The 11,533-nt window shown below is 70.8% G+C and carries 13 protein-coding genes; 9 read left to right on the top strand and 4 right to left on the bottom strand.

Going from position 1 to position 11,533, the window contains the following annotated elements; translation table 11 throughout:
- Positions 1–93 precede the first annotated feature (93 nt).
- Positions 94–777 carry an endonuclease V gene (locus ACQEVM_RS11515; protein WP_433077592.1) on the bottom strand — a complete coding sequence of 228 codons (684 nt, stop codon included), beginning with the start codon at positions 775–777 and terminating at the stop codon, positions 94–96.
- A gap of 26 nt (positions 778–803) precedes the next feature.
- On the opposite strand from ACQEVM_RS11515, the gene ACQEVM_RS11510 reads away from it, so the two are divergent.
- Both ACQEVM_RS11510 and ACQEVM_RS11505 read left to right on the top strand, forming a co-directional pair.
- Positions 804–1,103: a YciI family protein gene (locus tag ACQEVM_RS11510; RefSeq protein ID WP_433077590.1), complete on the top strand. Its 300-nt coding sequence runs from the start codon at positions 804–806 to the stop codon at positions 1,101–1,103.
- Positions 1,104–1,352: 249 nt separating this feature from the next.
- Complete coding sequence (locus ACQEVM_RS11505; protein WP_433077588.1) at positions 1,353–2,015, top strand: O-methyltransferase; 663 nt, start codon at positions 1,353–1,355, stop codon at positions 2,013–2,015.
- A 114-nt stretch (positions 2,016–2,129) separates the two neighbouring features.
- On the opposite strand, the gene ACQEVM_RS11500 is transcribed toward ACQEVM_RS11505, so the two are convergent.
- Positions 2,130–3,173 carry a WD40/YVTN/BNR-like repeat-containing protein gene (locus tag ACQEVM_RS11500; RefSeq protein ID WP_433077586.1) on the bottom strand — a complete coding sequence of 348 codons (1,044 nt, stop codon included), beginning with the start codon at positions 3,171–3,173 and terminating at the stop codon, positions 2,130–2,132.
- Positions 3,174–3,667: 494 nt separating this feature from the next.
- Between ACQEVM_RS11500 and ACQEVM_RS11495 the strand changes: the two genes are divergently transcribed.
- From ACQEVM_RS11495 to ACQEVM_RS11465, 7 genes are all read left to right on the top strand, one after another.
- Positions 3,668–4,084 carry an SsgA family sporulation/cell division regulator gene (locus ACQEVM_RS11495; RefSeq protein ID WP_433077584.1) on the top strand — a complete coding sequence of 139 codons (417 nt, stop codon included), beginning with the start codon at positions 3,668–3,670 and terminating at the stop codon, positions 4,082–4,084.
- A 337-nt stretch (positions 4,085–4,421) separates the two neighbouring features.
- Positions 4,422–6,068 (top strand): ABC-F family ATP-binding cassette domain-containing protein, encoded by a 1,647-nt coding sequence (locus ACQEVM_RS11490; protein ID WP_433077582.1) that lies wholly within the window; start codon positions 4,422–4,424, stop codon positions 6,066–6,068.
- Positions 6,069–6,945: 877 nt separating this feature from the next.
- A complete protein-coding gene (locus ACQEVM_RS11485) occupies positions 6,946–7,917 on the top strand; it encodes an acyl-ACP desaturase (RefSeq protein WP_433077580.1) in 972 nt (323 codons plus the stop codon).
- Between the two features lie 72 nt (positions 7,918–7,989).
- Positions 7,990–8,289, top strand: a complete 300-nt coding sequence (locus ACQEVM_RS11480; RefSeq protein ID WP_433077578.1) for a hypothetical protein — start codon at positions 7,990–7,992, stop codon at positions 8,287–8,289.
- Positions 8,282–9,415: a putative T7SS-secreted protein gene (locus tag ACQEVM_RS11475; protein WP_433077576.1), complete on the top strand. Its 1,134-nt coding sequence runs from the start codon at positions 8,282–8,284 to the stop codon at positions 9,413–9,415. The genes ACQEVM_RS11480 and ACQEVM_RS11475 overlap by 8 nt, the downstream gene beginning before the upstream one ends.
- On the top strand, positions 9,391–10,029 hold the full coding sequence (locus ACQEVM_RS11470) for a hypothetical protein (protein ID WP_433077574.1): 639 nt from the start codon (positions 9,391–9,393) through the stop codon (positions 10,027–10,029). Before ACQEVM_RS11475 ends, ACQEVM_RS11470 begins: the two co-directional genes overlap by 25 nt.
- A 92-nt stretch (positions 10,030–10,121) precedes the next feature.
- Positions 10,122–10,589 (top strand): hypothetical protein, encoded by a 468-nt coding sequence (locus ACQEVM_RS11465; protein WP_433077572.1) that lies wholly within the window; start codon positions 10,122–10,124, stop codon positions 10,587–10,589.
- Here ACQEVM_RS11465 and ACQEVM_RS11460 read toward each other — a convergent pair whose 3' ends face one another.
- The gene (locus ACQEVM_RS11460; RefSeq protein ID WP_433077570.1) at positions 10,590–10,847 is read right to left on the bottom strand and encodes a WhiB family transcriptional regulator; all 258 of its coding nucleotides are present in this window, start codon (positions 10,845–10,847) and stop codon (positions 10,590–10,592) included.
- A gap of 71 nt (positions 10,848–10,918) precedes the next feature.
- Positions 10,919–11,446, bottom strand: coding sequence for an HAD domain-containing protein (locus ACQEVM_RS11455; protein ID WP_433077568.1), 528 nt, complete (start codon positions 11,444–11,446; stop codon positions 10,919–10,921).
- Positions 11,447–11,533 lie beyond the last annotated feature (87 nt).

Raw genomic sequence — 11,533 nt, 5'->3', positions numbered from 1 at the left:
CCGGGTCGGGCGGCGGGCGGAGGGCTCGGGCGGGGTGGCGTCGGCGGGCGGGCTCGGGCGGCGTGGCGCCGGGGGCGCTCCGGCCCCGCCCGCCTACTCCGCGACGGCTTCGCGCAGGGCGCGCCGGCACAGGGAGTCGGCGCGTCGGGTCGTCTCCGGAATCCGGTAGCGGGGGCCCAGCGCGAGCGTGTGCGCGCAGGCGTTGTCCAGCGAGACCCGGTGCCCCACCGAGACGTACACCGGCTTGATCCCGTCCTGCGTACGCAGTGCCCGGCCGACGACGGCCCCGTCGGGCGCGAGCAGCGGGGAGGCGTCGCCCCGGCGGGCGCCCGGTTCCTCGTACGTGAAGGTGAACGGGTTCTTCGCGACTCCGATGCTGGGCAGCCCGGTGACCACCCCGAGATGGCAGGCGAGGCCGAAGCCGCGCGGGTGTGCCAGTCCGTAGCCATCGCAGACGACCAGCCCCGGGGTGACGGTCAGCGACTCCAACGCGGCCAGCACGGTCGGCAGTTCACGGAACGCCAGCAGCCCCGGCACGTAGGGGAAGCTGACGTGCCCCACGGCCGTGGCCTCCTCGACCACGTCCAGGGTGGCGGCGTCCAGGACCACGGCGGCGGCCGCCACGAGGTCGCGCTCGTCGTCGTAGGCGACGTCCACGCCCGCGACGAGCCCGCTCCCGACCGGCGGCCCCATCTCGTCCAGCACCACGCTCTTGCGCAGTTCGTCCTGTATCGCCCGGGCCTCGGCCTCGTCGACGGGGGTCTTCGCACTCGTCATGATGGTCCGAGAGTAGCCTGGCGATCATGTTCGTCATGGAGCTCACCTACACCGCGCCCGTCGAATCCGTCGAAGAGGAAATGGACGCGCACATCGCCTGGCTGGACGGCCACTACGCCTCCGGCGTCTTCCTCGCCTCGGGCCGCAAGGTCCCGCGCGAGGGCGGGATCATCCTGGCCGCCGGGATCTCCCGCGCGGAGATCGAGAAGATCGCCACCGAGGACCCCTTCACGGTGGCGGGTGTGTGCGAGTACCGGATCACCGAGTTCATCGCCACCAAGACCTCGGCGGACCTCGCGACGGTCCGCGAGAACCCGGCGGCATAGCGGGCCTGTCGACGAGACGGCCCGACCGCCGGCGATCCCGACCGGGCGACGATCCGGCAGGACCGCGACTGCGGCCGAAGCAGGCCCGGCGGACACGGGCCGACCGGCGGCGCACGCCCATCCCACGGCGCGCGCCGACCGGATGGCGGGACGGCTCGCGCCGCGGCGGGACCGCGCCGCGCACTGCCGCTGACGACCACCCTGAGGTAAGTTCCCTTGAGGAACTCACCAATTCCGGGGGGAAGACCCATGCCTCAGCAGACGTGGACCGCCGTCGACGACTACTTCGACGGCCTCCTGGTCGAGGAGGACGCGGCGCTCATCGCCGCCACCGCCGACACCCTGGCGGCCGACCTGCCCGCCCACGCGGTGGCCCCCAACCAGGGCAAGTTGCTCCACCTCCTCGCCCGGATCCGCGGCGCCCGCACCATCCTGGAGATCGGGACGCTCGGCGGCTACAGCACCATCTGGCTCGCCCGCGCCCTCCCGGAGGGCGGCCGACTGGTCACCCTGGAGGCCGACGAGCGGTGCGCGGACGTGTCCACCGCCAACATCGCCCGCGCGGGCCTCGCCGACGTCGTCGACATCCGCCGCGGCAAGGCCGTCGACCTGCTCCCGGGGCTCGCCGACGGCGAACCGTTCGACCTGGTGTTCATCGACGCCGACAAACCCTCCAACCCCGTGTACCTGGAGTGGGCGCTCAAGCTGACCCGGCCCGGCAGCATCATCATCGGCGACAACGTCGTCCGGGACGGCGCCGTCATCGACGGCGCCGACACGGACCCCCGGGTCCAGGGCGTCCGACGGTTCACCGAACTCATCGCCGAGCACCCGAGGCTGAGCGCCACCGCCCTGCAGACGGTGGGCTCCAAGGGCTACGACGGGTTCATCATGGCGCTCGTCACGTCCTGATCACCGCGGCGCCCCGGAGTCGCGACATCGGGAGACCCGAGGCCTCGGCCGGGCGCCACCGCCCCGGCGGGCGCGGGGACCGGGCGCCGGGGCCGGGGGCGCACCCGAGGTGCGTCACCGCCGCTCCAGCCGCGCCACCCGCCCCTTCTCACCCGACGCCCAGCAGCCACCGTCCGCCGCGCAGTCGACCGTGTCGTACGAGCCCTCCTCCAGCGGCCGCCAGGTGCGACCTCCGTCGAGCGTCACGTCCGTACCCGTCGGCCCCACCGCCAGCGCGGCCGAACGCAGGTACGGATGCCAGGCCACACCCGAACGGTAGGCGGGCGGCGGAGTGGCCGACGGACGCCAGGTGCGACCCCCGTCGACGGACACCGCCGCGGCCTTCGGCGAGGCCTCGCCCGTGCGGTAGTCGCCGCCGACCGCGAGTCCCGTCGCACGGTCGCGGAAGGCCAGGGCGAAGACCCCTCGGGCCGGATCGCCGGCCGGTACGGGGGATTCCGCGACCCGCCAGGTGCGTCCGCGGTCCGCCGAGTGCAGGACGCGGGCCGTCGCGCTCCCGCCCGTGGCCAGCCAGACGTCGCGCGACCCGGCGGTGACCAGGCATTGGCCGCTCGCCGCGAAGCCCGCCTCGCCGGGCAGGGCCGCCGGCATCCCGGCGTCCGGCAGCACACGCCAGTTCCGCCCGCCGTCATCCGTGGACAGGACACGGAACTTCCCGTCCACCGGGTCGCTCACGGCCAATCCGTGCCGGGCGTCGAAGAAGGTGAGGCAGTCGTAGAAGGCGCGCGGGTCGGGATTGCGGAAGGTCTCGATCCAGGTCGCACCGCCATCCTCGGTCCGCAGCACCCGGGACGCCTCACCCTCACCGATGGACAGGGCCACCGCCCGCCGCGCGTCGAAGCCCTCGATGTCGCGCAGCTCCAACCCCTCGGCGACCGCCCCCGGTGGCGAGACGTCCCGCCAGGCGCGCCCACCGTCCACGGTGCGCAGGATCGTTCCCTTGGAACCGGCCAACCAGGCCGTGGAGCGATTGACGGCCGCCAGCCCGCGGAAGCGGACCGCATCCTTGCCGGTCGCCTTCAACGCCCAGCCCACACCACGCGGAACCCGTAAGTCCGCGGCCGAGGCAACGTCCGACCTCGCGGACGCAGTCGACATTGCGGACCCGGCCGACGTCGCAGACCCGGTCGACGTCGCAGCCGGCGCCGGTGCGGCCGCGACACCCACCAGAAGAGCCGCCGCGCACATGCCAATTCCCAGAAGTCTCATGGCGCCGGAAGCTAACGCACCCCCGATTCTCCGTCCAGGGCGCGTCCGACCGATCGCGCCCCGTTCCGGGCGGGCGGGGCGGGGCGGCGGGCGGGGCGGGCGGACCTTCCCCTCCCGCGACGCACCGGGGCCCGCACTTTGCGCCTGCGGAGTGAGCGGGAACCGGACTTACTGCGACCACCTGGACGACCTCACAGCAGACCGAGTTCCTTGCCCCACACCCGCCATCCGGTCACCCTGTGCGATCACACAGGTGTCATCAAGCCAATCGGTGACGCAGCTCACGCAATCCGGCGTGCACGGAACTGTCGATTCAGGCGTCTACCCCGTTGCCGGGAGCCACGCCACGACCCGGCGACAGATCCGCCGCAAGGGAGCGAGCCTTGATCACTGTCATCGAGCAGGCCGTGCAGGCCCGACTGGTCGCCACCGCACCGAAGGTCGAGACGGTGCCCGTCACGCTCTGCTATGACCGGGCGGACCCCTTCGCCGTCCGGATGGCCTTCCCCGCCCCGGCCACCCTGGAGGGCATCGAGATCTCCTGGACGTTCGCGCGCGAACTGCTGGAGTGCGGTCTGCAGCGCCCGTCCGGCCACGGCGACGTGCGCGTACGCCCGTACGACGCCGAGCGCACCACGGTCGAGTTCCACGCCCCCGAGGGAGTGGCGATCGTCCTGATGACCACGGCCGACCTCCAGCATTTCCTGGAGCGCGCCTCCACGGTCGTCCCGCCGGGCCTGGAGCACCTCTACCTCGATGTGGACCACAGCCTGGCCGAGCTCTTGCGCGGATCCCGCTGAAACGCCGGATCCGGGCCACGCCCCGCCCACACCCTCCGCCCGCGCTGCTGCGACCCCGATCGGCCGGAAGGGCGTAAATCGTTTGCGGACGGCTCCGGCCATCCGTAGCTTCGTGTACGCCCCAATGCCGTCGAAACGGAGCAGGACGTTGCTCTTCTGAGGTCCGAGACACCGACCACCGTCGCCCCGGTCACCACCGGCGCCGCCGTCACCGCTCTCCTCGCGAGACCCCGTGACCGCGCGTTCCCGTGACCGCGCGACCCCGTGACCAGTCGTCCCGACCTGTCGGTCGTCTCCCCCGTGTTGCACACGATCACCACGCAACCTGGAGGCCTCCATGAGCCACGCCCCCGCCTTTCTCACCTGCACCGACCTGTCCTTCGCCTGGCCTGACGGGACCCCGGTCCTCGACGACTTCCAACTGACCGTCGGCCCCGGCCGAACCGGTCTGATCGGCGTCAACGGCTGCGGCAAATCCACCCTGTTGAAACTCCTCGCGGGCGAACTCCGGCCGACGGACGGCCGGTTGTCCGTCACCGGAACCGTCGGCCACCTCCCGCAGGACGTCACGCTCGACACCACCCTGCGCGTGGACGAGGCACTCGGCATCCGCGAGACCCGCACCGCACTCCACGCCATCGAGGCGGGCAAGGCCACCGAGGAGAACTTCACCGCCGTCGGCGACGACTGGGACGTCGAGGAGCGGGCCCTCGCCACCCTCGACCAGCTCGGCCTCGCCCGGATCGGACTCGACCGGACCGTGGGCGAGCTGTCGGGAGGCGAGTGCGTCCTGCTACGGCTGGCGGCCCTGCTGCTGGCCCGCCCGGACGTCCTGCTGCTCGACGAACCCACCAACAACCTCGACCTGCGCGCCCGCCGCCGCCTCTACGCGGCGGTGGAATCCTGGTCGGGGGTGATGGTCCTGGTCAGCCACGACCGGGAACTGCTGGAGCGGGTCGACCAGATCGCCGACCTGCGCGACGGGGAAGTCCGTTGGTACGGAGGGAACTTCACCGAGTACGAGGAACTCCTCGCCGCCGAGCAGGAGGCGGCCGAGCGGATGGTCCGGGTCGCGGAGGCCGACGTCCAACGACAGAAGCGCGAACTGTCGGAAGCCCGGATCAAGTTGGCCCGGCGCAAGCGCTACGGCCAGAAGATGTACGACACCAAGCGCGAGCCGAAGATCGTCATGAACGCGCGCAAGCGCGCCGCCCAGGAATCGGCGGGCAAGCACCACACCATGCACGCCGAGAAACTGGCGGGCGCCCGCGAACGGTTGGACCAGGCCGCGGAGGCGGTCCGGGACGACGACGAGATCCGGATCAAGCTGCCCACGACACAGGTGCCGCCGGGCCGGCGCGTGCTGACCCTGAGCGACCTGCGCCTCGTCCACGGGGCATCGGTCACGGGTGAATGGGAGCTGCGCGGACCGGAACGGATCGCGCTCGTCGGCGGCAACGGGTCCGGCAAGACCACCTTGCTGCGGACGATCGTCGGACAGGTGGCACCGGTGTCCGGGGAGGCGTTGACGCACGTGCCGACGCGCTTCCTGCCCCAACGGTTGGACGCGGCGGTACTGGACGACGAGCGTTCGGTGGTGGAGAACGTGGCGCGGTTCGCCCCGCACGCCACGAACAACCTGATCCGAGCGCGACTGGCGCACTTCCTGTTCCGGGGCGCGCGGGCGGAGCGGGCGGTGGGCACCCTGTCGGGAGGCGAACGGTTCCGTGCGGCCTTGGCGGCCCTGCTGCTGGCCGAGCCGGCCCCGCAGTTGCTGATGCTGGACGAGCCGACCAACAACCTGGACCTGGCGAGCGTGCGGCAACTCACGGACGCCCTGGCGTCCTACGAAGGCGCGCTGCTGGTGGCCTCGCACGACGTGCCGTTCCTGGAGTCGATCGGCATCACGCGCTGGCTGCTGCTCGACGGCGCGTTGCGGCCGACGACCGCCGAGGAGGTCAGGGAGTCGCTGTGGCACACCTGACGGATGCCCCGGGACCGGCGCCTTCGGCGATCGGGACGACCGGGACGACCGGGGGGCCAAGCCGGCGCGACCCTCGGGCTGCCGGACCCGAGGGCGCCGCCCCCGAAGCCACCCGCCCCCGAGGGCGCCGGGCCTGAGGGCGCCGGACCCGAGGGCGCCGGGTCCGACATGGTGGACGGCGCGACGCCTCCCGCCCGTTCCGCCATTCCGTTCACGTCGGCCGCCCCCGGGGCCGGACGGCACCGTACGCGCGCGACGGCCGGGTCGGGTCGCCCCGCCCCCTCGGCGACCCGACGGCGGACGGCGGCTCGCCGCCCCCGGTGTGGATTCCCGATTCGCACATGAACCCGTTCCAGACCCGGCCCGCCCGAGGCGCACCCGACCCGACCACGCCCCTGACCCCCTCACCGCCCCGCCCCGACGCCCCCGGCGCCCTGCGGCCCCCTTCCCCCGCCCCGCCGTCCGGGCGCCGCCGGGGCGGGGAGACGCCTCGCCCCCGACACCGGCCGCCACCCGAGGGCGCCGGGGCACGCGCGCACCCGCGAGCTTCGACGCGTACCCACACGTACCGACACCCACCGAAACGTGCGCACGAGCCCACTCGACGGCACCCGGCACCGGCCCTTCCAGGGCGAGCGCGTGCGCCGCGCACGCGCCTTCGGTGTCGATCCGAGGGCGCCGAGACACCGAGTGGCGTGATTTGCCTCCCCCATTTCGCCCCTCAGGGGCCTTCCGACACCCCCCAGAACTGCATAGATAACGGGATGCAATCGGGCATATAACCGCCTGGGGCTTGGCTGGCCTTGATGTCGCGCTTAACCTACGACTCCGTAGGCTACGGAACCGTAGGTAATCCGCTGTCCCCCCAGGAGCACCCGTGACAATCACCTCTCCCCACCTCGGCAGCTCGGAGGCGTGGACGGACGCCAAGCTGCTGTTCGCGCTGGAAGAGGTGGTCGAAAAGGAACTCAACCGCCACCTGAAGGTCACCAAGGACTGGATGCCCCACGACTACGTTCCGTGGAGCGACGGCCGAAACTTCCCCGCCCTCTTCGAGGACGGCGAGGCCTGGAACCCCGAGCAGTCCAAGGTCACCGACATCGGCAAGATCGCCCTCGTCGTCAACCTGCTGACCGAGGACAACCTCCCCAGCTACCACCACGAGATCGCGTCGCTTTTCGGCCGCAACGGCGCCTGGGGCACCTGGGTACACCGCTGGACCGCCGAGGAGGGTCGCCACGGCATCGTGATGCGCGACTACCTGCTGGCCTCGCGCGCCGTGGACCCGGACAAGCTCGAGGCATTCCGGATGCAGCACATGTCCGAGGGCTTCGAGTCCGACAACCGGCACTCCATGCTGCACTCCGTGGCGTACGTCGCCTTCCAGGAACTCGCGACCCGCATCTCGCACCGCAACACCGGCCACCAGTCCGGCGACCCGGTCTGTGACCGGATGCTGGCCCGGATCGCGCAGGACGAGAACCTGCACATGATCTTCTACCGCAACCTGCTCGGCGCCGCCTTCGAGCTGGCCCCGGACCTGACGATGCAGGCCGTACGGGACGTCGTGGTCGGCTTCCGGATGCCCGGACACGGCATGCCCGGCTTCGAGCGGATGGCCGCGCAGATGGCGATCGGCGGGGTCTACAACATGCGGATCCACCACGACGACGTCCTGAGCCCCGTGATCCGATTCCTGAAGATCATGGACATCGACGGTCTCGGCCCGGACGGACAGAAGGCGCAGGAGGAGCTCGGGCTCTTCATGGGCGGCCTGGACGGCGAGGCCCGCAAGTTCGACGAGCGCCTGGCCGCCCGCGCGGCGCGCATCGCGGCCCGCAAGGGCTGACCGATTTCCGCTCGCTCGGGCGAGTGATGCCGATTGCCCTGGCAGAGCACCGCTCTGCCAGGGTTTCGCGTCATGACCTTGCTCCAGGTGGAAATCGACCAGCTGACCCGTCTGACCCGGGCACTCGACTCCTCGCTGGTCTCCCTGCGGGAGGCGCGGAAAGCGCTGGACCACGTCCGGGCGGACCAACTGGGCACCCGCGACCTCGACGCCGCCTGCGACGACTTCCAGGAGAAATGGGCGTACGGCACGCGCGAGCTCACCAAACGCGTCAAGAACGTACGGGCGGGCGTGGACCGCAGCGCCGCCGAGTACGCGGAGTTGGACAAGGCCATCCGCGACGCCTTCCGCCAGGCCGCGGCCCATGGCTGACCACCCCGCGCTGGGCTTCGACCCCGCCCCCGGACATCCCGCCTCCGTCCTGGCCCTGGCCAAGAAGCTCACCACCTCCGCGACCTCCCTCGGGGAAGCCGGGCGGGTCGTCGGAGCCCTCGTCTCGCACAGCGCGGGCTGGCAGGGCGAGGCCGCCACCGCGTTCCGCGCCTCCCTGTCGAGCGAACTCCCCCGCTACCTCAACGCGGCCCACACCTCCCTGACGGATGCAGCCCGACAGCTCAACTCCTGGCACGAGACCCTGGTCGCCCACCGCGCCCTGGCGGCCCGTTACGAATCCCAGGCCGCCGCCGCCACGACCGACGAGGCCCGCGCCGACGCCCGCCGCCTGGCCCACGAACTGGCCTCCGACCACACGGCATCGGCCCGCGCCATCGCCAAGACCCTGAACTCGGCAGCCGCGAAACTGGCCCCGAAGGAACCGGGCATGTTGGCGTCACTGTGGAACAAGATCACGGAAGACCCGGGCGACGCCCTGTCGAACGCGTCGGCCATCCTGGGCGCGGTGGGGGCGCTCGTTTCTCTCGCCTGCCCCCCGGCCGGCTTGGCGATCATGCTGGTCGGAAGCGGTCTGTCCCTGGCCGCGCTCGCGACGCACGTCTCCGATCCGAAGTTCAGAAGGTCCCTGACGGACGGCATCACAAAGGGGCAGTTCGATGCAGACTTCTGGAAAAGCAGCGTGACCCTACTGGGCGACACGCTGGGAAGCGTCCCGGGGCTGGCCTCAGTGGCGTCGGGCGCCAAGGCGGGAACGGCTGCTGCCCGCACCGCAATGGCCGTTCCCGAGGCCAGCGCCTTGTCGGGCCTTTCACCAGGCGCAGGAGCATTTGCGCGCGATGCGTGGTCTACGGGTCGGAGCCTCCAGGAGGTCGAGAATCCTCTATCGACGTGGGCATTGCGAAGTACGGATCCGGCCGTACCGAAGGCAGTCGGGGTGGCTCTACCCGTAGCCGGTGGAGTCACGGCAACCAGCGGATACCTCTCTGACAGCGAATCGGTCGAGCAAACGACCACTGCGGCAGACGGTGCACGAGTGATCATGGATGACGCGCCGAGCAACGGGGCCAAGGCGGCGCAGGCATGGACAGCCCTGAGGACCCGATGAAGACCATCACGATGCCCCCCGTCTGGTTCCGGCTCCCTCCCGGGTTCCATCACATCAGCCCCGAGGATCGCGCGTCAGTGGACTTCGTGGCCGACGCACTAGGCAGTCCAGATGCGCGGCAACAGCTCTCTCAGATCATGGACAAGCTCGACGAGCTGACCCACCACGATGTGGTCCACACATCGGTTGGCTTGCACCCCGGCGAATCCGATGATCTCTGCACGTCTCTCTTTTCGTTGACCGGGCGCCTGTCCCCGTACTCGGATCCACGCCTGGGGGTGGCACGCACCGCCCTCGCCATCGCCGGATCAACCCTGTGGAACAGCTCTGCGTGCAGGTTCATCGACCTCCCTTCGCAACAGCCGTGCGCCATGGTCGCCGGATCCATCAAGCTCCCCGAACAGAAGCAAGAAATGTTTCAGGCCAGGGTTTCGATGCAGCACCCGACCGATCCATACCTGCTCATCCTGGATCTGACCAGCGCGGCAACCGTCCATGCGGATGCGTACACCGACATCATCGAGGCAGTCGCATACACGGTGAGTGCCATCGACCCGACGCCAACTGCCCCCGATGGACCCAACACGTCTCGGATCCTGGAGGTGCTCCTGTGACGTTCTTGGCCGGCAAGGTTGCTTGGCACCATCCACGAACAGCAGCGGGGTACAGGAGGCTCGCTCGCTCTCGCTGCGTGTGGTTGGGCTGTTTGATCAGTGCGGTACTCGCCCCCTTGTTGTGCATCTCGCTCGCCTTGTCCTCCACGCTGCCCGCTGTCAGTTGGGTCGTCACCATCCCCTTGCTGCCGGTGGTGGTCCTCGCCTTCTGCCGGCGGCAACGCATCGCAGCCGTGCTCCAGGCTTACCCATGGCAGGAAGTGACTGCTCACCACGTCATCCAGCGCCCGTCGATCATCGAAATCCACTTCACTGAGGATCTCGTCCCGGCATATCGCATGATCCCCTTCCCCGTCCGAGTCACGAGTGACGCCCATCCCGAGCTGATCTGGTTCGCGGGCGATCCACGGTTTGGCGGAGTCGTGTCGCCGGTCGGGGGACATAACCTCGTGCGAGTCGTACCCGACAAGGTGCCGGCCGAGGGCCGGCAGGGTGGGGATGACGTGCTGGCTTCGCGGGTGGGGTTGCGGCGACGGAGTGGCAAGGGGACGCAGACCTGATCAGTGGCGGGGGCGGAGGGCGAGGCGTTCGGTTTCCGAGAGGCCGCCCCAGACTCCGAAGCGTTCGTCGTTCGCCAGGGCGTACTCCAGGCAGGCGACACGTCCCTCGCACGCCCCGCACAGCCGCTTCGCGTCGCGCAGCGAGGAGCCCGGCTCCGGGAAGAAGAAGCCGGGGCCCGTCTGGGCGCACAGGGCGAGTTCGTACCAGGCGGGGGCGGCCACTGCGTTGGTCGGCCGTTCACTCGTGTTCATCGACATGACGGAGATACTCATCGCCGGCGATGGACGTCCGATCAACGCCTGATCAACACCGGTGCATCGTGCACGATCTACCGGTGGTCGCGCAGCCATCGCGCAAGCGCGGCGAAGTCCCGGTCGGTCAGCCCCGTACGGGGGTCTACGCGGTGCAGCAGGGCCGGGGCCGGGTGGTGTGCGGCCACCCACGCCCGGTCTGCGGGGGTGATCTCGTCGTCGACCCAGAGGAAGGGGCGTCCGGTCGCCCATTCCACCAGGGTGCGGGTCTTCCAGTGGAGCCCGGCCCGCTCGTCCTCGGCGGCCCGCTCGCCCTCCTCGGCCGGTTCCGGCCAGGCCACGACCGGCAGTTCCGGGAGGCCGATGCGGGGCGCGACGTACTCGTTCGCTTCGCCCATCCACGTCGTCGCCCACACCAAGTCGCACCGCAGCGCCGCGAGTCGCGCCCCGTGCCCGGGGTCGAGCCTGGCCAGGAGGGGGTTGCCTCCGGGTTGGCCTTCGTTCCCCCGCGGCGCGGGCGCCTCGCGGTATCCGGTGCCGCCGAACGGGATGAGTGGGCCGTCGACATCGAGGAAGAGCAGGGCGCGCCGCGTGGTGCCGGTCATCGTCGTACCGTATCCGGCGGCCCGGCACCGAGCGGTCAGACTCCTGGCGGTCAGACGGCAAGCGATCAGACGCCTGGCGGTCAGACG

This window comes from Streptomyces sp. CA-243310, assembly GCF_050936775.1.
In the GTDB taxonomy this organism is placed as follows: Bacteria; Actinomycetota; Actinomycetes; order Streptomycetales; family Streptomycetaceae; genus Streptomyces.
Note: the sequence above shows the minus strand (reverse complement) of the source record. Positions and strands in the feature narration are given on the sequence as shown.